General features: G+C 68.7%; 20 protein-coding genes. 7 read left to right on the top strand and 13 right to left on the bottom strand.

The annotated features are described in order from the left end of the window. Positions 1-140: 140 nt before the first annotated feature. The 4 genes from ABIC51_RS38730 to argS all read right to left on the bottom strand — a co-directional run bounded on the left by ABIC51_RS38730 (position 141) and on the right by argS (position 4,458). The gene (locus ABIC51_RS38730) at positions 141-914 is read right to left on the bottom strand and encodes an SDR family oxidoreductase (protein WP_027789005.1); all 774 of its coding nucleotides are present in this window, start codon (positions 912-914) and stop codon (positions 141-143) included. A gap of 19 nt (positions 915-933) precedes the next feature. Next, positions 934-1,572, bottom strand: a complete 639-nt coding sequence (locus tag ABIC51_RS38725) for a thiol:disulfide interchange protein DsbA/DsbL (RefSeq protein WP_059492004.1) — start codon at positions 1,570-1,572, stop codon at positions 934-936. 69 nt (positions 1,573-1,641) lie between these two features. Next, positions 1,642-2,559, bottom strand: a complete 918-nt coding sequence (locus tag ABIC51_RS38720; protein ID WP_175852403.1) for an SPOR domain-containing protein — start codon at positions 2,557-2,559, stop codon at positions 1,642-1,644. Between the two features lie 117 nt (positions 2,560-2,676). After that, positions 2,677-4,458 carry an arginine--tRNA ligase gene (gene argS / locus ABIC51_RS38715; RefSeq protein WP_027789007.1) on the bottom strand — a complete coding sequence of 594 codons (1,782 nt, stop codon included), beginning with the start codon at positions 4,456-4,458 and terminating at the stop codon, positions 2,677-2,679. Between the two features lie 200 nt (positions 4,459-4,658). Here argS and ABIC51_RS38710 point away from each other — a divergent pair, with 200 nt between their 5' ends. Next, a complete protein-coding gene (locus tag ABIC51_RS38710; protein ID WP_011353361.1) occupies positions 4,659-4,982 on the top strand; it encodes a DUF1840 domain-containing protein in 324 nt (107 codons plus the stop codon). Positions 4,983-5,096: 114 nt separating this feature from the next. Here ABIC51_RS38710 and metH read toward each other — a convergent pair whose 3' ends face one another. The 5 genes from metH to ABIC51_RS38685 form a co-directional block, all read right to left on the bottom strand. Continuing rightward, the gene (metH, locus tag ABIC51_RS38705; RefSeq protein ID WP_175898145.1) at positions 5,097-7,814 is read right to left on the bottom strand and encodes a methionine synthase; all 2,718 of its coding nucleotides are present in this window, start codon (positions 7,812-7,814) and stop codon (positions 5,097-5,099) included. Positions 7,815-7,856: 42 nt separating this feature from the next. Further along, on the bottom strand, positions 7,857-8,924 hold the full coding sequence (locus ABIC51_RS38700; protein ID WP_027789009.1) for a homocysteine S-methyltransferase family protein: 1,068 nt from the start codon (positions 8,922-8,924) through the stop codon (positions 7,857-7,859). Between the two features lie 202 nt (positions 8,925-9,126). Then, positions 9,127-9,384 carry a BTH_I0359 family protein gene (locus ABIC51_RS38695; RefSeq protein ID WP_006477667.1) on the bottom strand — a complete coding sequence of 86 codons (258 nt, stop codon included), beginning with the start codon at positions 9,382-9,384 and terminating at the stop codon, positions 9,127-9,129. A 254-nt stretch (positions 9,385-9,638) separates the two neighbouring features. Then, positions 9,639-10,931, bottom strand: a complete 1,293-nt coding sequence (locus ABIC51_RS38690; RefSeq protein WP_175898146.1) for a DUF3108 domain-containing protein — start codon at positions 10,929-10,931, stop codon at positions 9,639-9,641. Positions 10,932-11,045: 114 nt separating this feature from the next. After that, positions 11,046-11,921: an IclR family transcriptional regulator gene (locus ABIC51_RS38685; protein WP_027789011.1), complete on the bottom strand. Its 876-nt coding sequence runs from the start codon at positions 11,919-11,921 to the stop codon at positions 11,046-11,048. A 157-nt stretch (positions 11,922-12,078) separates the two neighbouring features. On the opposite strand from ABIC51_RS38685, the gene ABIC51_RS38680 reads away from it, so the two are divergent. The 6 genes from ABIC51_RS38680 (at position 12,079) to rfaE2 (ending at position 18,129) form a co-directional block, all read left to right on the top strand. After that, positions 12,079-13,071: a fumarylacetoacetate hydrolase family protein gene (locus ABIC51_RS38680; RefSeq protein ID WP_027789012.1), complete on the top strand. Its 993-nt coding sequence runs from the start codon at positions 12,079-12,081 to the stop codon at positions 13,069-13,071. 117 nt (positions 13,072-13,188) lie between these two features. After that, a complete protein-coding gene (locus ABIC51_RS38675; RefSeq protein WP_027789013.1) occupies positions 13,189-14,016 on the top strand; it encodes an enoyl-CoA hydratase/isomerase family protein in 828 nt (275 codons plus the stop codon). Between the two features lie 88 nt (positions 14,017-14,104). Then, the gene (locus ABIC51_RS38670; RefSeq protein WP_027789014.1) at positions 14,105-14,890 is read left to right on the top strand and encodes a PhaM family polyhydroxyalkanoate granule multifunctional regulatory protein; all 786 of its coding nucleotides are present in this window, start codon (positions 14,105-14,107) and stop codon (positions 14,888-14,890) included. Between the two features lie 24 nt (positions 14,891-14,914). Beyond that, positions 14,915-16,147: a patatin-like phospholipase family protein gene (locus ABIC51_RS38665; protein ID WP_175898148.1), complete on the top strand. Its 1,233-nt coding sequence runs from the start codon at positions 14,915-14,917 to the stop codon at positions 16,145-16,147. Positions 16,148-16,612: 465 nt separating this feature from the next. Beyond that, complete coding sequence (locus tag ABIC51_RS38660; protein WP_034195849.1) at positions 16,613-17,491, top strand: ferritin family protein; 879 nt, start codon at positions 16,613-16,615, stop codon at positions 17,489-17,491. A gap of 152 nt (positions 17,492-17,643) precedes the next feature. Continuing rightward, on the top strand, positions 17,644-18,129 hold the full coding sequence (gene rfaE2 / locus ABIC51_RS38655) for a D-glycero-beta-D-manno-heptose 1-phosphate adenylyltransferase (RefSeq protein ID WP_012329309.1): 486 nt from the start codon (positions 17,644-17,646) through the stop codon (positions 18,127-18,129). 16 nt (positions 18,130-18,145) lie between these two features. Here rfaE2 and ABIC51_RS38650 read toward each other — a convergent pair whose 3' ends face one another. From ABIC51_RS38650 to ABIC51_RS38635, 4 genes are all read right to left on the bottom strand, one after another. Then, complete coding sequence (locus ABIC51_RS38650) at positions 18,146-18,388, bottom strand: hypothetical protein (RefSeq protein ID WP_027789017.1); 243 nt, start codon at positions 18,386-18,388, stop codon at positions 18,146-18,148. A 197-nt stretch (positions 18,389-18,585) separates the two neighbouring features. Further along, on the bottom strand, positions 18,586-19,371 hold the full coding sequence (locus ABIC51_RS38645) for a type III pantothenate kinase (RefSeq protein WP_175898149.1): 786 nt from the start codon (positions 19,369-19,371) through the stop codon (positions 18,586-18,588). Further along, on the bottom strand, positions 19,368-20,288 hold the full coding sequence (locus ABIC51_RS38640) for a biotin--[acetyl-CoA-carboxylase] ligase (protein WP_048023870.1): 921 nt from the start codon (positions 20,286-20,288) through the stop codon (positions 19,368-19,370). Before ABIC51_RS38640 ends, ABIC51_RS38645 begins: the two co-directional genes overlap by 4 nt. Positions 20,289-20,564: 276 nt before the next feature. Further along, positions 20,565-21,116 carry a hypothetical protein gene (locus tag ABIC51_RS38635; RefSeq protein WP_175861924.1) on the bottom strand — a complete coding sequence of 184 codons (552 nt, stop codon included), beginning with the start codon at positions 21,114-21,116 and terminating at the stop codon, positions 20,565-20,567. Between the last annotated feature and the right edge of the window lie 59 nt (positions 21,117-21,175).

The raw sequence follows: 21,175 nt of genomic DNA, 5'->3' as shown, positions 1-21,175 counted from the left end.
GCGGAGAGGCGGAGAGGCGGAGAGGCGGAGAGGCGGAGAGGCGGAGAGGCGGAGAGGCGGAGAGGCGGAGAGGCGGAGAGGCGGAGAGGCGGAGAAGCGGAGAAGCGGCCCGCGATGCGTCACGCGGGCCGTTTGGCCGATCAGTGCGCGCCGGCCTTCGGCTTGCGCGGCGCCTTCTCGAACAGGCGGTCGTAGAGCCAGCGCGGCAGCACGTGCAGCACCTTCGCGACGACACCCATCTGCCACGGAATCACGCGGAACGCGTGCTGCCGCGCGATCGCCCGGGCCGCACGCGCGGCGAAGCGGTCGGCGTCCATCAGGAACGGCATCCGGTACGGATTGTGCGCGGTCATCGGCGTGCGGATGTAGCCGGGCGCGATCGTCACGACGCCGACGCCGGCCGGCCGCAGCTCGACGCGCAGCGCTTCGAGGTACTTCATCGCGGCCGATTTCGACGCGCTGTACGCGCCGGAGCCCGGCAGCCCGCGCACGCCGGCGACGCTCGCGACACCGACCAGCGTGCCGTGGCGCGCGGCCGTCATCGGGCCGACGAACGGCTCGAACGTCGCGACCATCCCGTAGTAGTTGATGTCCATCACGTCGCGGAACGTTGCGAGATCGCCCTGGCCCGTGACGGCGCCCTGGCTGATGCCTGCATTCGCGATCACGACGTCGGGGCAGCCGTGCGTCGCGATGAACGACGCGGCGGCCGTCGCGAGCGCGTCGGCGTCGCGCACGTCGGCGGAGTAGACGGAGATGGACAGCTTCGGGAAGCGTCGCGCGAACGCGTCGAGGGCATCGGTGCGTCGCGCGACGAGTGCGAGCGTGGCGCCCTGGCGGGCGTATTCCTCGGCCATCGCGAGGCCGAGGCCGCTCGATGCGCCGGTGATGAAGACCTTCAGCGGAGTAGTCATGCCGGCGCGCGGGCGGGGATCAGAGCTTCTTGTCCTGAACCTGCTTCACGAGGAAGTCGAGCACCTGGGCGGTACCCGGGATGCTGTTCGCGTAAGCGGGGCCCGTCTTGTACTTGCCCTGGACGACGACCGTCGGCACGCCGTCGATCGCGTAGTCCTTCAGCAGCTTGGCCGACTGGTTCACTTCGCCCTGCACGCTGAACGAGTTGTACGCGTCCATGAACTGCTTCTTGTCGACGCCCTGCGTGGCCAGGAAGTCGGCCTGCGCCTGCGGCGTCAGCAGGTAGTTCTTCTGCTTGTGGATCGCGTTGAAGATCGCCGGCGTGACCTTCTCGGAGATGCCGAGCGCGGACACCGCGTAGAACAGCTTCGAGTGCGGGACGAAATCGTCACGGAATGCGACCGGGATGCGCTTGAAGTCGATGTTGCTGCCCTGCTTCTTCACCCAGGCCTCGATCGTCGGCTCGAATTCGTAGCAGTGCGGGCAGCCGTACCAGAAGAACTCGATCACCTCGACCTTGCCGGCCGGCGCGGACACCGGCTGCGGCGACTTCATCACCTCGAAGTCCTTGCCGGCGACCGGCGCGGCGGGCGAAGCCTGCGCGAGACCGGCGGCCAGGCCCAGGGAAAGAAGGAGCGTGCTAAGCAGTTTTTTCATGTTGTGAACGTCGAATCAGTTGCTCGGGTTACGGAACGTAACGGGTTCTGAGTGGGCTCGGCCGGTTGCTTACTGCTTCGTGAAACGGATCACCGCCGTGTCGACACCTGCATCGGACAGGCGCTGGCGGGCCGAGTTCATATCCTCGAACTTCGAGAACGGGCCGACGCGCACGCGGAAGTACGTCACACCGCTGACATCGCGCTTCGACACCTTCGACTCGAAGCCCTGGAAGCCGAGGCGCGCGCGCTGCTGCTCGGCGTCGCTTTCCGTCTTGTACGCGCCCACCTGCAGGAAGTAGCCGGTATTCGCGTCGTTCGCGGTCGGCGGCTTCGCTGCCGCGGCGGCCGTGGCCGACGAGGTCGGCTTCGGCGTGTTCGCGGCCAGTTGCTGCTGTTGCTGCTTTTGTGCGGCGGCTTGCTGCGCCTGCTTCTGCGCGGCGAAACGTGCGAGGTCGTCCTCGCCGCCTTGCTGCTGCTGTTGCGCCTGCTGCGTCTTCTTCGGCGGCGGCGTGGTGTCGGCCGGCTTCGGCGCGACGGCGACGCCGTTGCCCGACGACGCATTGTTCGACGACGTGTTGTTCGACGCGGTCGTGCCGTTCGAGCTGCCGGTATTGTTCGAGCCGCTCGACCCGTTGGCCGACGGCGGCACTTCGACGATCTGCGGTTCGGGCAGCAGGCCGCCCTGGGTCTGGTTCGCGGCCTGGCCGGGCGCGGTGTTCGGCGGCGCCGACTGCGCGGCCTGCGGCACCGGCTGGCCGGGCGTCTTGCCCTGCAGCGCGCGGTTCGGATCGAACTGCTGCGGCTGGCTCGCGCCGTTGTCGGCCGGCGGCGGCGCGACCTTCGACACGAACGGCGACGGGGAACGCGTGATGTAGAGTGCCACCACCACCGCGATCGCGAGGCCGACGATCAGGCCCAGCACGATTCCAAGAAATGTCCCTCCGGCTTGTTTCGATTGTTTCGAAGTGCGGCGTGGTTGTGCCATTGCTTGAGTCACCTGCAAAAAGAATCGTGAAAAGGCTGCGGCGGGCGTCCGACGGCGGGCATCCGACGGCGGGCGCTGCCACGGCCATTCGCTGCCCGGTTCGGGCCGCTTGCGTCGTTACATCTTGGCGGGCGCGGACACGCCGAGCACCGCCAGGCCGTTCTCGAGCACCTGCCGGGTCGCGGCGAGCAGCGCGGCGCGCGCATTGCGCGGCGCTTCGTCGTCCACCAGCACGCGCTCCGCATTGTAGAACGAGTGGAATTCACCAGCGAGGTCGCGCAGGTAGAACGCGACCGCGTGCGGCGCCAGCTCGTTCGCCGCGTGCGTGAGCATGTCCGGGTACTCGGCCAGCTTCTGCATCAGCGACGCCGCCTGCGCGCTCGTCAGCTGCGACAGGTCGGCATCCGGCAGCTGCGCGGCGTCGACGTTGTAGCGCGCCTTCAGTTCGTTGAGCACCGAGCAGATCCGCGCATGCGCGTACTGGACGTAATAGACCGGGTTCTCGTCGTTCTGTTTCAGCGCGAGGTCGATGTCGAACACGAACTCGGTATCGGCCTTGCGCGAGATCAGGAAGAACCGCACCGCGTCGCGGCCGCGCGTGATGGTCGCTTCGTCGATCAGGTCGGGCGCCGCTTCCTGGCCCGCCGCCGCGCCGCCCGACCATTCGATCAGGTCGCGCACCGTCACGTAGCTGCCCGCACGCTTCGAGATCTTCACTTCCTGGCCGTCGCGCATCACGGTGACCATCTTGTGCAGCACGTAGTCGGGGTAACCCTTCGGGATCCCGATGTGCAGCCCCTGCAGGCCGGCGCGCACGCGCGCGATCGTGCCGTGGTGGTCCGAACCCTGGATGTTGATCACCTTCGTGAAGCCGCGCTCCCACTTCGTCACGTGGTATGCGACGTCCGGCACGAAGTACGTGTACGTGCCGTCCGACTTGCGCATCACGCGATCCTTGTCGTCGCCTTCGTCGGTCGTGCGCAGCCACAGCGCGCCGTCCTGTTCGTAGGTCATGCCGGCCTTGATCAGCGCGTCGACCGTCTTCTCGACGCGGCCTTCGCTATACAGCGACGACTCGAGGTAATACTGGTCGAACTTCACGCCGAACGCCTGCAGGTCCATGTCCTGCTCGCGGCGCAGGTACGTGACCGCGAACTTGCGGATCGCGTCGAGATCCTCGACGTCGCCCGTGCCCTTGACCGGCTCGCCGTCCGACGCGGCGACCGTTTCGCCTGCCAGGAAGTCGCGTGCGATGTCGGCGATGTATTCGCCGTTGTACGCGGCTTCCGGCCAGCCCGCGTCGCCCGGCTTCAGCCCGCGTGCGCGCGCCTGCGTCGAGATCGCGAGGTTGCCGATCTGCACGCCTGCGTCGTTGTAGTAGAACTCGCGGTGCACCGCGTAGCCCTGGCTCGCGATCACGTTCGCGAGCACGTCGCCGAGCGCGGCCTGGCGGCCGTGGCCGACGTGCAGCGGGCCGGTCGGGTTCGCCGACACGAATTCGAGCAGCACCTGCTTGCCTTTCTCGCGATCCGACGTGCCGAACGCGCGGCCCTGGTCGAACACGGCGGCGATCACCGCCTGCTTCGCGGCGGCCGACAGGCGCAGGTTGATGAAGCCGGGGCCGGCGATCTCGGCGGCGTCGACGAGGCCTTGCGCGCCCGGCTGGGCGGTCAGGGCGGCGACGATCTGCTCGGCGAGCTGGCGCGGGTTCGTGCCGAGCGGCTTGGCGAGCTGCATCGCGACGTTGCACGCGACGTCGCCGTGCGCGGCGACCTTCGGGCGCTCCAGCGTGATGGTCGGGGCGACGAATGCAGCGTCGGCGCCTTTCAGCGCGTGTGCGACCTGCTTGACGCTATCCGCGAGCAGGGCTTCGAGGGTCTGTTTGTGTGCTGGCAGCATGCTGGTAGAAGGCTTCGTTGGTGGCGGCCGGAAACGCCGGCCCGCCGGCGCGCTTTTTAAGCGCGCGTTTCAGGGATCGCAGAATTTTAACAGGTGCTAATATGCCGCTCAGGCGGCCCGCGTCCGCGAGGCCGGACGCCGGTCTGCCGGCGTTCCCCAACCTCGCCGCGCAGGCACAACAAGATGAAAAGGGAATTGTCATGATTACGTTCAAGAGCAAGGCGGCACAGGATCTCGACGTGCTGAAGGATTTCGCCGTGTATGTGCTGGGTCTCGTCGGCAAGCAGCTGGGCGAGCGCGGCGTGATTACGCACGACGAACTGGACCACGCGATCGCCAAGCTGGAAGGCGCCGTTGCGCAGGCGAAGCAGGAGCGCGCCGAGCATGCCGGCCATTTCCACGAGGACGAAGCCGACCACGCGCACCACGAAGTGCCGCCGAGCCTGGCCCAGCGCGTCGCGCCGTTCCTCACGATGCTGCGCGAAGCGAAAGCCGGCGAAGCCGACGTGCACTGGGGCTTCTGAGCGTCCTTGCCCGGCGGTCCGAAAGGATCGAAAGGCAGAAAAAAGCCCGCTTCCGAGCGGGCTTTTTCTTTTGTCTGACGATAGCGGGCGGCGCTGCGTCCGCCGAAGGGCCGGTCAGAGCTGCGGCGCAAGCGCGCGGCGCGCGTCGTCGAGCGACAGCGCCATGCGCTGCGCGTAGTCCTCGAGCTGATCCTGTCCGATTTTCCCGACCGAGAAATACGTGCTGTCCGGATGCGCGAGATAGAAGCCCGACACGCTCGCGGCCGGCAGCATCGCCAGCGAGTCGGTCACGCTCATGCCGATCTCGTCCGCGTGCAGCACGTCGAACATGTCGCGCTTCACGAGGTGGTCGGGGCAGGCCGGATAGCCGGGTGCCGGGCGGATGCCCGCGTACTTTTCCGCGATCAGCGCATCGTTGTCGAGCGTCTCGCCGCTCGCATAACCCCACAGCTCGCGCCGCACGCGCGCGTGCATCGCTTCCGCGAACGCTTCCGCGAAGCGGTCGGCGAGCGCCTTCAGCATGATCGCGCTGTAGTCGTCGTGGTCGGCTTCGAACTGCTTTTCCTTCACGTCGACACCCAGGCCGGCCGTCACCGCGAACATCCCGATGTAGTCGGCGACGCCCGATTCCTTCGGCGCGATGAAGTCGGCGAGCGAGCGGTTCGGCCGCATCACGCCGTCGACCACCGGACGCACGCTCTGCTGGCGCAGGTTGCGCCACGTGAGCAGCACCTCGCTGCGCGACTCGTCGCTGTAGATCTCGATGTCGTCGTCGTTGACGGTATTTGCCGGCAGCAGCGAGATCACGCCGCTCGCGGTCAGCCAGCGTCCCTGGATCAGGCGCGCGAGCATCGATTTCGCGTCGGAGAACACGCGGCGCGCCGATTCGCCGACGATCTCGTCGTTCAGGATCGCCGGGTACGGGCCCGCGAGGTCCCAGGTCTGGAAGAACGGGCCCCAGTCGATATAGTTCGCGAGCTCGTTCAGGTCGTAGTTCTTGAACACGCGGCGGCCGATGAACTTCGGCTTCACCGGCCGGTAGCTCGCCCAGTCGACCCGGGTCTTGTTCGCGCGCGCCTCGGCGAGCGTGACCATCGGCTGCGCCTTGCGGTTCGCGTGCTGGTCGCGGATGCGTTCGTAGTCGGACTTCAGTTCGTCGAGGTACTTCGCCGCGCCTTCGTCGGACAGCAGGCTCGATGCGACCGACACCGAGCGCGACGCGTCGGGCACGTAGACCACCGGGCCTTCGTAGTGCGGCGCGATCTTGACGGCCGTGTGCACGCGCGAGGTCGTCGCGCCGCCGATCAGCAGCGGGATCTTCTTCACGCGGAAGTAGTCGTCGCGCTGCATTTCCGACGCGACGTACGCCATTTCCTCGAGGCTCGGCGTGATGAGGCCCGACAGCCCGATGATGTCCGCACCCTCGACCTTCGCCTTCGCGAGAATCTCGTTGCACGGGACCATCACGCCCATGTTGACGACTTCGAAGTTGTTGCACTGGAGCACGACCGACACGATGTTCTTGCCGATGTCGTGCACGTCGCCCTTCACGGTCGCGATGACGATCTTGCCCTTCGCGCGCACGTCGCCGCCCGCTTCCGCGAGCAGGCGCTTTTCTTCCTCGATGAACGGGATCAGGTGCGCGACCGCCTGCTTCATCACGCGCGCCGATTTCACGACCTGCGGCAGGAACATCTTGCCCTGGCCGAACAAGTCGCCGACGATGTTCATCCCGTCCATCAGCGGGCCTTCGATCACGTTGATCGGGCGGCCGCCGGCCGCGGCGATCTTCGCGCGGACTTCTTCCGTATCCTCGACGATGAAGTTCGTGATGCCGTGCACGAGCGCATGCGAGAGCCGCTTCTCGACCGGCTGGTTGCGCCACTCGAGGTTCTCTTCCTTCTTCGCGCCGCCCGCCTTGAACTTGTCGGCGATTTCGAGCAGGCGGTCGGTCGAGTCGTCGCGGCGGTTCAGGATCACGTCCTCGACGCGCTCGCGCAGCTCCGCGTCGAGCTCGGCGTACACGCCGAGCTGGCCCGCGTTCACGATGCCCATGTCCATCCCCGCCTGGATCGCGTGGTACAGGAACACGGTGTGGATCGCCTCGCGCACCGGGTCGTTGCCGCGGAACGAGAACGACACGTTCGACACGCCGCCGCTCACCTTTGCGTACGGCAGGTTCTGCTTGATCCAGCGGGTCGCCTCGATGAAGTCGACCGCGTAGTTGTTGTGCTCCTCGATGCCGGTGGCGACCGCGAAGATGTTCGGGTCGAAGATGATGTCTTCCGGCGGGAAGCCGCACTGGTTCACGAGCACATCGTACGAGCGCTTGCAGATCTCGGTCTTGCGCGCGAACGTGTCGGCCTGGCCCTGCTCGTCGAACGCCATCACGACGGCCGCGGCGCCGTAGCGGCGGATCAGCTTCGCATGATGGACGAACGCCTCCTCGCCTTCCTTCAGCGAGATCGAGTTCACGATCGCCTTGCCCTGCACGCACTTCAGGCCCGCCTCGATGACTTCCCACTTCGACGAGTCGATCATGATCGGCACGCGCGCGATGTCCGGTTCCGACGCGATCAGGTTCAGGAAGCGCACCATCGCCGCCTTCGAATCGAGCATCGCCTCGTCCATGTTGATGTCGATCACCTGCGCGCCGTTCTCGACCTGCTGGCGCGCGACGGCGAGCGCCTCGTCGAACTGGCCGTTGAGGATCATGCGTGCGAACGCCTTCGAGCCGGTGACGTTGGTGCGCTCACCGACGTTGATGAAGAGCGTTCCGGACGTGACGTTGAACGGCTCGAGGCCGGCGAGGCGCATCATGTGATCGGTCATGGCGGTGCGAATTCTGGTGATGAAGGGCGTGGGGCGGTCGGGTCAGGCGTTGTCGCTGTACTGGTTCGGCCAGCGGCGCGGCTTCACGTCGGCGAGCGCCTTCGCGATCTCGGCGATGTGTTCGGGCGTCGTGCCGCAGCAGCCGCCCGCGAGGTTCACGAGCCCGGCTTGCGCGAATTCCTTCAGGAGCCCCGACGTGACGTCCGGCGTCTCGTCGAAGCCGGTCTCGGCCATCGGGTTCGGCAGGCCCGCGTTCGGGTAGCACGACACGTAGGTGTCGCACAGTTTCGCGAGCTCGGCGATGTACGGGCGCATCAGCGCCGCGCCGAGCGCGCAGTTCAGGCCGAACGTCAGCGGCTTCGCGTGACGCAGCGAGTTCCAGAACGCCTCGACGGTCTGGCCCGACAGGATCCGGCCCGACGCATCGGTGACGGTGCCCGAGATCATGATCGGCAGGCGCTCGCCGGTGTCCTCGAACAGTTCGTCGAGCGCGAACAGTGCGGCCTTCGCGTTCAGCGTGTCGAAGATCGTCTCGACGAGGAACAGGTCGACGCCGCCGTCGAGCAGTGCTTTCGCCTGCTGGTAGTACGACGCGCGCAGCTCGTCGAACGTGACGTTGCGGGCGCCCGGGTCGTTGACGTCCGGCGAGATGCTGGCCGTTTTCGGCGTCGGCCCGATCGCGCCCGCGACGAAGCGCGGCTTGTCCGGCGTCGCATATTTCGCGGCCGCCTCGCGCGCGAGCTTCGCCGATTCGATGTTCATCTCGACGACGAGATCTTCCATCTCGTAGTCGGCCTGCGCGACGGTCGTCGCGCCGAACGTGTTGGTCTCGACGATGTCGGCGCCGGCCGCGAAGTACTGGTCGTGGATCTCGCGGATGATCTGCGGCTGCGTGATCGACAGCAGCTCGTTGTTGCCCTTGATGTCGCGCGGGAAATCCTTGAAGCGCTCGCCGCGATACGCGGCTTCGTCGAGTTTGTAGCGCTGGATCATCGTGCCCATCGCGCCGTCGAGGATCAGGATGCGCGATTTCAGCAGCGCAGGCAGAGCGGCGCCGCGCGTGTAGTGCGCGTCGAGCGGGACGGAAGCGGCGAGAGGAGTCGCAGACATGGGCGAAAGACCGGCGAAGACGGGAAAACCGTCATTGTAGCCGGTGCGCATGGGCGCCGCCCGGCCTTGCGCGGCGCCGGCCGGGCCGCCAAATGAAAACCCCCGCCCGGCGAACCGGGCAGGGGCATGATCGGAGTGCTCGCGGCGCCGCGTCGATGCGCGGCGAATGGCCCGGCCGCGCGAGGCGCCGGGCCGCGGGTCGTCAGTGCAGTACGACGGGCATCATCATCAGGCTGTCGAATTGTCCGAGGAATTCGTCGACTTCATCGAGCGACGGTTCATCTTCGATCAGCTGCTTCACGTGTGCGCGGAATCGTTCGGCAAGTTCGCCGTCGATGAAGATCTCGCGCTGTGCGTTCTTGTCGACGATTTCGTATCCGCCGGCATTCATCAGGTGGTGGCCGGCCTGCGGCGCGAATTCGACGACGCAGTAGTTGGGGCTGTTGTAGATCATTTGCATGGCGGCACTCCTCTTCGCAGTGGCATCTGGCCTTGTTGTCCCCTAGGTGGGGCGAGCCTTGCCGGTTTCAAGGGGCTTGCGCTGCACACCCCGTTCCCGTTTGCGTGGGGTGTATCGGTTAGAAGCCGATGTCTATGAAACGTTTCCCATTGTCGACCGGTGGACTGAAATAGTTGTTAAAGAGTGTCATCGGCGATTTCACGGAAATCTGTAATCGGTCGAAATTGCCGAATCACGCGCATTCGCGCGCGAGTTCACTGTGTGACAGGCGATGTGACAGGCGAAGATGCGGGCGGTGCAGCCGGTTGTGCAGTCGGCGGTTGCACGGCGGCGGGCGGCGCGGGTTGTGCCGGTTCGGCGGCCGGTGCGGCCGACGGTTCGGGCGCCGGTGCAGCGGCGGGCGCATGCATGGCGCCGCCTGCCGGTGTCTCGTCGGACGGCGCGCCCGGCGCCGCGAGCGGGCCGTGCCACAACAGTTCGATCTGCGCGCCGTTCGGTTCGGTCTGCACGAGCCGCGCGGGCAGCCAGCCGAGCGACGGTGCGAGCCACATGTCGATGCGGCGCGTGTCGCCGTCGCGCCGCGGCAGGCGCATGAAGTGCCGCGCGCCGATGATGCCGGCCTGCGTCTGCACCTGCTCGTCGCCGATCACGGTGATCGGCCAGGTCTCGCCGCTGTTGTTGTCGATCACGAAGAACTGCTGCGTGACGCCCGGCTTGTACGCAGACGGATTGCCGCGCACGAGCCCCGACAGCTGCATCAGCATGCTGAAGCGGTCCTGTATGCCGTCGGGCAACGGTGCGTTGTTCGGCGTGCGCGTGAACACGACCTGCCGGATCTCGCGATTGAAGATCGCGATGTCTTCCGGACGCTTGCCGCGCTTCTCGACGTAACGGTCGGGCGCGACGCCGAACGCGTCGATGCGGCCTTCGCTGCGATAGGCGAACGGGCCGACGAACGGCACGGGCATCGACACCGACAGGTCGTAGGTGCGCCCGTCGGTACGCCAGTGGATCGTGCCGATCATGTTCTGCATGCCGTTGTAGAACGTGTCGTACTGCAGGTCGCCGGAGGGCGGCGCGATGAACTTCACGCCGCTCGTCGCGGGGCCCGGTGTCGTGGCGCCGGCGGCGCTGGCGGCACCCGCGGCCGACGCGGCGAGCGCGCCCGAGGCGCCCGGTACGCCACTCGCCGCGGACGCGGCGGCCGGCGGCTCGCCGTGTTCGGCCGTTTGCGTCGACGTGAGGACCGGCTCCGGCGCGGGTTTCGGCGCGGCGGCCCTGGGGGCCGCCGGGGCGGGCGCGGCCGGATGCTCGACCGGCTTCGGCGCAGGTGGCGCGGGCTGGCGCTCGATCGGCTGCGGTTTCAGCAGCTCGATCTGCACGGGGACTTCGGCGGGCGCGGGCGGCGTGAACGCGTCGCGGTTGCGCATCAGCCAGAACGCGGCGAGCGCGTGCAGCACCAGCACGACGACGAGCGCGATGCCCACGCGCAGCCAGCGGCGGGGCAAGGCGTGACTCGGGCGGATGTCGGCAGGCTGCATGGGCATCGGAACAGGATCGGGGCGCTCGCGTGATGTCGGGCGCGCGGCGCGCGCCACAGGAATCGGACTGTCGAATGCGCCGCGCGTTCGCGCCGCGTGCCGTGACGGGGGCGGAATGCGTCAGGCGTCGCGCGCGTCGGGACTATAGCCGAGTTCGTAAGACAGTTTCTGCGCGCATGCGCGCAACGCCGTGTCGATCTCGCCGCCCCATGCAATGTCGAACGAGCCTTCCTGGCCGAGTGCGACGATGGCGAGCGCGAGTTCGCCGACCGCATCGAACACGGGCATGCAGAACGCGTGGATCGTCGGCAGCAGCATCCCCTCGACGCGCGCGGCCTCGTGCTTGCGCACGTCGGCGAGCACCGCCTCGACCTCGTCGAGCGTGCGCGGGCCGCCATGGTGCGGCGAACGGCGCGTATCGGCGAGTTCGCGCTCGAGCATCGCGGCGGTCTTGCTGCGCGGCAGGTACGCGGCGAACAGCAGGCCCGTCGCGGAGCCGAGCAGCGGCATCACGTCGCCGAGCTTCAGCGACGCCTTCGCCGGGTGGCTCGATTCCATCCAGTGCACGATCGTCGGCCCCTGGTTGCCCCACACCGCGATGCCGACCGTCTGGTCGAGGCGGTCGCGGAATTCGGTCAGCGCGATCCGCGCGAGCTTCACGCCGTCGACGCGCGCGAGCCGCGCGAGCCCCATCTGCAGCGCGAAGCCGCCGAGCTCGTAGCGGCCCGAGACGGGATCCTGCGACACCACGCCGAGACGCGAGAAGCTGACCAGGTAGCGGTGCGCCTTCGCAGGACTCATGCCCGCGCGCTGCGCGAGGTCGCGCAGCATCATCGCGCGCGGCTCGCTCGTCAGCACGTCGAGCAGGCGGAAGCCGACCTCGATCGACTGGATGCCGGAACGGACTTTCTCGCTGTTTTCGCCGTGCTCGCCGGAAGCGGCGTCGTCGGTGTCGGAGTCGGCGAGATCGTCATCGGGAAGCGGGCTGGCGGGCATGGGCGGCGGGTGCGCGAAAATGCGGCAGGTATGGGGGTGAAAAATCGGGGGCGAAAAATCGGGGCGAAAACGGCGTGCACGATCGTGGCGCGCCGCCGGGATTCACCATCGTAAAATAGATTCCCTCCATCGTCACTACAACGGCAGAGTCCCCCTTATGAAACTTGCTTCGCTGAAGGACGGCACGCGCGACGGCCAGCTGATCGTCGTGTCGCGCGACCTGCACACCGCGGCGATCGCCGACGCGATCGCGCCGACGTTGCAGCGTGTCCTCGACGACTGGGCGTTCTACGCGCCGCAGCTGCGCGACCTGTACGACGCGCTGAACCACGGCCGCGCGCGCAATGCGTTCGCATTCGATCCGGCCAACTGCATGGCGCCGCTGCCGCGCGCGTTCCAGTGGGCCGACGGCTCCGCGTACGTGAACCACGTCGAGCTCGTGCGCCGCGCGCGCGGCGCCGAGATGCCGCCCGAATTCTGGACCGACCCGCTGATGTACCAGGGCGGCAGCGACGATTTCCTCGGCGCGCGCGACGACGTCGTGTGCCCGTCGGAGGAGTGGGGCATCGATTTCGAGGCGGAAGTCGCGGTGATCACCGGCGACGTGCGGATGAGCGCGTCGCCCGACGAAGCGCTGAAGGCCGTCCGGCTCGTCACGCTGGTGAACGACGTGTCGCTGCGCAACCTGATTCCGGCCGAGCTCGCGAAGGGCTTCGGCTTCTTCCAGAGCAAGCCGGCCACCGCATTTGCGCCGGTCGCCGTGACGCCCGACGAGCTCGGTGACGAATGGCGCGAAGGCCGCGTGCACCGGCCGATGATCGTCCACTGGAACGGCAGGAAGGTCGGCCAGCCCGATGCGGGCACCGACATGGTGTTTCACTTCGGCCAGCTGGTCGCGCACGCGGCGAAGACGCGCAACCTGCGCGCCGGGTCGATCGTCGGCTCGGGCACGGTGTCGAACAAGGACGCGAAGCGCGGCTACTGCTGCATCGCCGAGAAGCGCTGCCTCGAGACGATCGAGCACGGCGCGCCGCAGACCGAATTCATGCGCTACGGCGATACCGTGCGCATCGAGATGTTCGACGCGGCCGGCAAGTCGATCTTCGGTGCGATCGAGCAGTCGGTCGCACCGCCCGACGGCGCGGCGTAAGCGGCGCGGCGCTTGCGCGAAACCCGGCTTCGGCCTGCGCGCCGGGTTTCGCCTGATGTTTGCCCGCGCGGGCTTGGCTACACTCGATTCAAGAGCCTCGACTCGAAGGAGCGGCACATGGCCGATCTCGCCGCATACGGCGGTTACGAAGCACTGAAGGTGACGCGCCGCGACCATGGCGTGCTCGACATCGTGATGAGCGGCGAGGGGGCGAACCGCAGCGGCCTCGCGACCGCGAACGCGCGCATGCATCGCGAGCTCGCCGACATCTGGCGCGACGTCGACCGCGATCCCGACACGCGCGTCGCGGTGATCCGCGGCGAAGGCAAGGGCTTCTCGGCGGGCGGCGATCTCGCGCTCGTCGAGGACATGGCGAACGACTTCGACGTGCGCTCCCGCGTGTGGCGCGAGGCGCGCGACCTCGTCTACAACGTGATCAACTGCAGCAAGCCGATCGTGTCGGCGATGCATGGCCCGGCCGTCGGCGCGGGGCTCGTCGCCGGGCTGCTCGCCGACATCTCGATCGCCGCGAAGGACGCGCGCATCATCGACGGCCACACGCGCCTCGGCGTCGCGGCCGGCGACCACGCGGCGATCGTGTGGCCGCTGCTGTGCGGGATGGCGAAGGCGAAGTACTACCTGCTGCTGTGCGAACCGGTGAGCGGCGAGGAGGCCGAGCGGATCGGGCTGGTGTCGCTCGCGGTCGAGCCGGCCGACCTGCTGCCGAAGGCGTACGAAGTGGCCGAGCGGCTCGCGCACGGTTCGCAGTCGGCGATCCGCTGGACCAAGTACGCATTGAACAACTGGCTGCGCTCGGCCGGGCCGACCTTCGATACGTCGCTTGCGCTCGAATTCATGGGGTTTGCCGGGCCCGACGTGCAGGAAGGCCTCCGGTCGTTGCGCGAGCGGCGCCCACCCGAGTTCCCCGGCGACGCCCCGTTCTGACACGCGCCGGCGCTATGATCGATCCAGGCGCGGCTCGCGCGACCCATGGCGGCCGCCTCGTCCTCACCCAGTCAACCAGGATGCCCGTATGACGACCGATGCCCCCGGCTCCAATCCTTTCGCCGGCTTTGCCGGCTTCAAGCCCGCCGACATGATGGACCGGATGTGGGACATGATGCGGATGTCGCCGTTCGGCGCGATGACGCCGTTTCCGGGCGGCGCGCATGGGCTGCCGCCGTCGCTGTCGAGCATGTCCGACATGATGGCGCCGCTCACGAGCGTCGAGGAACTCGACAAGCGCATCACCGACCTGCGCGCGGTCGAGCAGTGGCTGAAGCTCAATCTCGGGATGCTGCAGTCGGCGATCCAGGCGCTCGAGGTGCAGCGCGCGACGCTCGCGACGCTGCGTGCGTTCGGCGCGTTCGCGCAGAGCTCGATGTCGGCGGCCGAGGAAGCGGCCGTCGCGGCGGCGCATGCGGCGAAATCCGCGTCGGCCGCGCCGGGCGATGCGCCGCCGGCGGAGGATGCCGATGCTTCCGCCGCGGATGCAGCCGCGGGCGACGCCGCGCAGGCCTTCGATCCCGCAGGCTGGTGGAACCTGCTGCAGTCGCAGTTCAACCAGCTCGCGAGCCTCGCGATGGCGCAGCCGGGCATGCAGCCCGCCGCGCCGGGCGATGCGCCGCCGGACGCGGCCGCTGCGCCGGAGCAGGCCGCGAAGCCGGCACCGGCCGCCGCCGCCGCGCCGCGCAAGCCTGCCGCGAAGCGTGCCAAATCGACCGGCGCGACCGGCGCGGCCGACGCGACCGGTTCGGCCGCGGCGCGCGCGGCGGCCGCATCGTCGCCCGAAACCCGTCCGCCGAAGCGTTCGACGTGACGCGGCGCAGGTAGCAGGTCGATCATGCGGCTCGCGCTCGTTCTGATGGGAGGCGGTGCACGTGCCGCCTATCAGGTCGGCGTGCTCAAGGCGCTGGCCGAGATCGCGCGCGAGGCCGATCCGCAGCGGCATACGCTGCCGTTCGCGGTCGTGTGCGGCTCGTCGGCCGGCGCGATCAACGCGACGTCGATCGCGAGCCACGCGGACGACTTTTCCCATGGCGTGCGGCGCCTGCTCGAATTCTGGGAGCCGTTGCGTGCCGACTACGTGTATCGCACCGACTGGCTCGGCATCGCGGCTGCCGGTGCACGCTGGCTCGCGACGATGACGTTCGGCTGGGCGGCCCGCCGCTCGCCGCGCGGGCTGCTCGACAACGCGCCGCTCGCGCACCTGCTGCAGCGCGAGCTGAGCTTCCACCGGATCGAGCAGATGCTCGAGGCGCGCCTGCTGCACGCGCTGTCGATCACGGCGCTCAGCTATTCGAGCGGCCGGCACCTCACGTTCTACCAGGCGGCCGAGCCGATCCAGGCGTGGCGGCGCGCGCAGCGCACCGCGCGGCTCGTCGACCTGTCGGCGTCGCACCTGCTCGCGTCGTCGGCGATTCCGTTCGTGTTCCCGGCCGTGCCGCTCGTGCTCGACGGGCAGATCGAGTACTTCGGCGACGGGTCGATCCGGCAGATCGCGCCGCTGTCGCCGGCGATCCACTTCGGCGCGCACCGGATCGTCGTGGTCGGTGCGGCCGACCCGCGGCCCGAGATTCCGGCCGCGAACGGCACGGGGCTGGTACGCGGCTACCCGACGCTCGCGCAGATCGGCCAGCAGGTGCTCGCGAGCGTGTTCCTCGACTCGATCGGCTCGGACATCGAGCGCATCGAGCACATCAACCGGATGATCGAGCACCTGCCGCATCAGGTCGAGGTGGACAGCGGCTGGCGGCACGTCGACGTGCTCGCGATCGCGCCGTCCGAGCGTATCGAGCTGATCGCCGCGAAACACCTGAAGCAGATGCCGGCGACGATGCGCGGGCTGCTCGGCGCGATCGGCGGCAGCCAGCCGGCCGGCGCGTCGTTTGCAAGCTACCTGCTGTTCGAGGAGGCGTTCACGCGCGAACTGATCGAGCTCGGCTACCGCGACGGGCGTGCGCAGCGCGACACGCTGGCCGGCTGGATCGCGCTGGCGGACGGCGGCAGCGCGCCGGCTGCCGGCATGGGCCTGCCGCGGGACGACGGTCTCGCGACCGGCGAAATACGGGTCTGATGCGCCGGGAGGGGGGCGGGGTTGCATTTTCGCGACGGCCGGCCGCGACCGATCGCCGCACCGCGATTGGCGGCGCGCGACCGGGCAGGCGTCTCGGAACCGTCATGCACGCGTGCTATCATGGCCGCCGCCGTATACACCATATCGAACAGCCCGCCGATCCGGCATCCGCACGGGGCCCTACGGGGAACCCGCCTGGGGCAGGGGACGGGCTCGTCAGCGAGCCGGCCAGCGCCGGCCCCCACTCAGGCAAGCGCGTAGCCGGTTCCGTTCGCACGGAGCGTGGCTGCGGCATGCCGCAACGGCGGCGCGGCCGCCCGGCTGCCGGACGAGCAATCGGCGTCCGGCCGGTCGGTTTCACGCGTAAAATTACAGTCTTGGCCGCAAAAAGCGCGCTTGGCGCGCCTTTGCGGCAACAGTCACGTTTAGAGAAGTCGCATTGCGCAGAACAGGGGTGGGACCATCATGAACACCATGCTTTATCCGGAACTTTACAGGTCGCTCGAAGCTGTCCGCTGGGACATGGAGAAGGACATTCCGTGGGACAAGTTCGACGCTTCGCTGCTCACCGACGAGCAGGCGAAGACGATCAAGATGAACGCGATCACCGAATGGTCGGCGCTGCCCGCGACGGAGATGTTCCTGCGCGACAACCAGCACGACAGCGACTTTTCCGCGTTCATGAGCGTGTGGTTCTTCGAGGAGCAGAAGCATTCGCTCGTGCTGATGGAATACCTGCGCCGCTTCCGGCCGGAGATGGTGCCGACCGAAGAGGAACTGCACGCGGTGCGCTTCGAATTCGACCCGGCGCCGCCGCTCGAGACGCTGATGCTGCACTTCTGCGGCGAGATCCGCCTGAACCACTGGTACCGCTGCGCGGCCGACTGGCATACCGAACCGGTCATCAAGCAGATCTACGAAACGATTTCGCGCGATGAAGCGCGCCATGGCGGCGCCTACCTGCGCTACATGAAGAAGGCGCTGAACAACTGCGGCGACGTCGCGCGCGCGGCGTTCGCGAAGATCGGCGTGCTGATGGCGTCGGCGCGCCGCACCGAGAAGCCGCTGCACCCGACCAACCTGCACGTGAATCAGGCGCTGTTTCCGCGCGATACCGTGCAGTCGCGCCTGCCCGATCCGGAATGGCTCGAGCGCTGGCTCGACGAACAGATCCGGTTCGACGGCGAGTGGGAAAAGAAGGTCGTCGAGCGGATCCTGCACAACCTGTCGATCCTGTTCGAGCGCACGTTCGCGACCGCGCAGGAGCTGAACCGCTACCGCAAGGAAGTCACCGGCCGCCTGCAGGCCGAAAGCGGCCCGTCGTCGGCCGCGCAGCCGGCCTGAGGCCGGCAGGCGCCGCCGCCGGCGTGAATCGCGCCGGCCGGTAGCGCCGCCGTGCCGTATCCGTTGCATGAAGCCCGCCTGGCCAGCCCGGCGGGCTTTTTATCTGGCGCCGCCGTCGCGCGCGCCGTTGCTCATTCCGTCCGACCTTCACCATGTCCGCCACCTTCGAACGCAAGCTGATCACCCGTGATGCCCTCGTCGCGCTGCGCGCGTCGCTGCCGTCGCCCGTCGTGTTCACCAACGGCGTATTCGACATCCTGCACCGCGGCCACGTCACGTATCTCGCCGACGCGAAAGCGCTCGGCGCGTGCCTCATCGTCGGCGTGAACAGTGATGCGTCGGTGCGCATGCTCGGCAAGGGCGACGACCGGCCGATCAATCGCGAGGAAGACCGCGCGGCACTGCTCGCGGCGCTGGAAAGCGTCGACTGGGTCGTGACGTTCGGGGAAAAGACGCCGGTGTCGCTGATCGAGGCCGTCCGTCCGGACATCCTCGTGAAGGGTGGCGACTACGACATGGACGCGCTGCCGGAATCGGCGCTCGTGCGCGGCTGGGGCGGCCGTGCGCTGGCGATTCCGTTCGAGCACGACCGCTCGACCACCGCGCTGCTGAAGAAGGTGCGCGCGCAGCAGTCCTGAGTACGGCCCGGCGCCGTCAGGGCGCGGATGCCGCGAGCGGGGCCGTCGTGACGGCCGGCGGCGCGATCGGGCCACCGACGACGGGTTGGTCGGTCGCCTGCGCGAGCGGCGTCACGCGCAGCGCATCGGGCCGGACCTGCCGCGACAGCACGCCGGGTTCGCGCGGGCCGGCCGACGGCAGCGGCCCGAACACGCCGCGCGCCACCACGAACGCGAGCATGTTGGCGAGAAAGAGAACAGCGATCAGCCAGCGCAGCATCGTCGAACCTCCTTGTCGTCATCGACGTCGTTCACGTCATTCAGTCGAGCCGGCCGCATGGCCGGCTTTTTCATGGCTTCCGCCGGTCGAGTGCACGGGCCGTTGCCGCCGCCCCGCGCGTACCGCTTCGTCAGCGTGCCGCAGGTCCGTGCGGACCCGCGTCGCCGCACGCCGGCGCGATGCCGGCGCCGGTTTCGTCAATCCTGCGCGGATTCGGCCGCAATCAGCGCGAGCCCGGACAGGATCAGTGCATCGTGCCGCGTATGCGGCACCGTCAGCGCGCGCGCGACGTCGTCCGCCGCGCCGCCGGCCAGCACGAGCCGCACGGGTGCGTGCCACGCGTCGGCAAGGTCGCGCCACGCGCGCTCGATCAGCCCGGCCTGCGCGTACAGGCAGCCGGCCGACAGCGAGCGCGGCGTATCGACCTGGAACGGATCGGCCTGCGCACCCGCGAGCAGGCCGCTCGCGATATCGGTGGTCAGCGTCGGCAGCTGCGCGGTGTGCGTGCCGAGCGCACGCATCATCAGCGCCCAGCCCGGTGCGATCAGCCCGCCGGTGAAGCGGCCGTCCGCGCGCAGTGCCTCGAGTGTCGTCGCGGTGCCGAACGTCGCGATCAGCAGGTGCTCGCCCGGAAACGCCGCGTGCGCGCCGATCAGGCCGGCCCAGCGGTCGCTGCCGAGCTGTTCGGGTGTCGTATAGCCGTTCGTCACGCCGCATTGCGTGTGACGCGAGCGTATCGTCGTGCGCGGCAGGCCCGGCCAGCGCGCGTCGAGCAGCGTGTCGAGCCGGGCGGCCACATCGGCGCCCGCGACGTTCGAGATCCACGCACCGCGCGGATGCGGCAGGTTCGACCAGTCGGGATCGGCGCCGCCGTCGCGCGTGTGGCCGAAGGCGCCCGTCTCGACGAGCGCGCGCTGCGCATCGGCGAGCGCCCACTTGATCCGGCTGTTGCCGGCGTCGATCAGCAGGTGCGGCTCGTTCATTGCGCTTCGCGCAGCGACACGTCGCCGGCCGCGATCGCCTGGATGCCGTCCGGCGTGTCGAGCAGCAGCTGGCCGGTCGCGTCGATGCCCGTCGCGATGCCGCGCGCGCGTTCGACGCCCTGTTCGAGCAGAACGACTTCGCGCCCCGCATACGCGTGCAACGCATGCCAGCGCGGCACGAACGGCGCGAGCCCTTCGGCGCCGAACTGCGCGAGCGCGGGCGTGAGCGCGTTCAGCGACGCGGCGAGCGTATCGGTGAGGTTGGCCGATGCGCACGCGATCGACAGCGCAGCAGGCGGCAGCCCGCTCGCGAGCGTCGCTTCGCGCGCGCGCAGCGCGTCGACCTGCGCGGCGACGGCTTCCGCGCCGCGGACGTTGATGCCGAAACCGATCACGACGGCGGTCGCGTCGGCGCTGGCCCAGGCGGTTTCGATCAGGATCCCGGCGAGCTTGCCGACGATGCGCGGCGTGCCGTCGTCGGTGGCGGTCAGCAGCAGGTCGTTCGGCCACTTGAGCGCAACGCGCGAGCGGGCGTCGAGCGGCAGCGTGGCCAGCCCTTCCGCAAGCGCGACGCCGATCGCGATGCTGAGGCCGCCGAGCGCGTCGACGGGGCGCGGCACGATGCAGCCGACCGAGCACAGGAGCGCGTTGCCGGGCTGTGCGAACCACGGGCGGCCTTGCCGGCCGCGGCCGGCCGTCTGCTCGAACGCCACGCGCACGAGCGGGGCGGGCAGCGCGTTCGCGTGGCGCGGCAGCGCCTTGAGCCGGGTGGCGACGTCGGCGTTGGTCGAGCCGGTGGCGGCGACGATGTCGAGCGGCCACGCACGCGGCGCGGCGTCCAGGTGCGCCTCGAGCCGGTTGCGCGCGATGTGCGCGTCGCCGGAATCGGGCGTGTCGGAGGAGGTGGGGGCGTTCATGGCGCCTATTGTAGCGACAGGGGGCGGTGGCGCGCGTCGAGCGGCGCGCGCCACCGGCAGTGATCGATCGGCAGTGATCGATCGGCAGTGATTGACCGGCGGCGACTGACCGGCGGCGACCGATCGGCAATGACCAACCGGCAATGACCAATCGGCAGCGACCGACCGGTAGCGACGAACCGGCAGTGACCAATCGGCGGTGACCGACCAGCATCCACCACCAAGGCGGCGCACGGCCGCCCGCATACGCGCGGCGTCGGCGTGCCGCCGCACGACTCAATGCTTTTCCATCTGCTCCAGCGCCTTGATGTCTTCTTCGGACGTCATTTCGCACGCGAGCAGCGTCTTGCCCTTCAGCGCCGGGCCCTGGCGGGCCGACACGAGGATCAGCGCGCCGCCCGGGCCGCGCACCGTCAGGCGGCGCGAATAGCCTGCCGACGACGCGCCCAGCAGGTGCCCCTTTTCAGGCGCGAGCGTGTAGCGTTGCGCGAGCTGGCCGGCGACTTCGCCGTCCACGAGCACGCCGATCCCGGTGCTGGTGAACACGACATGCTGCGTCGTGAAGCCGTCCCGGTGGATCGGCTCCGGCAGACGGAAGACCGCGGCGCCCAGCATCGATTCGTCCGGCTTCGGATCGGTGGCCTTGACGGTGTTGTAGATCGAGTCCATCAGGTCCGACGTGAACGGCGGATTGCAGATCGCGGCGTTGAAGATGTCGGGTTGGGCGGGCGGCGCGGCGAATGCAGCGAGCGGCGCGGCGGAGAGGGCAATGGCAATGGCGGCGGCGCCGACGGCAGCGGTGCGACGCCCGGACAGGCGAAGGGACATGAATGCAGTTCTCTCAGGTTTTATTGTGAGGCTGCATGTTAATGCATCGCCGCACGCCG

This window comes from Burkholderia sp. 572 (assembly GCF_040545135.1).
Lineage (GTDB): Bacteria > Pseudomonadota > Gammaproteobacteria > Burkholderiales > Burkholderiaceae > Burkholderia > Burkholderia cepacia.
This window is presented reverse-complemented; position numbering and strand designations above follow the sequence as displayed.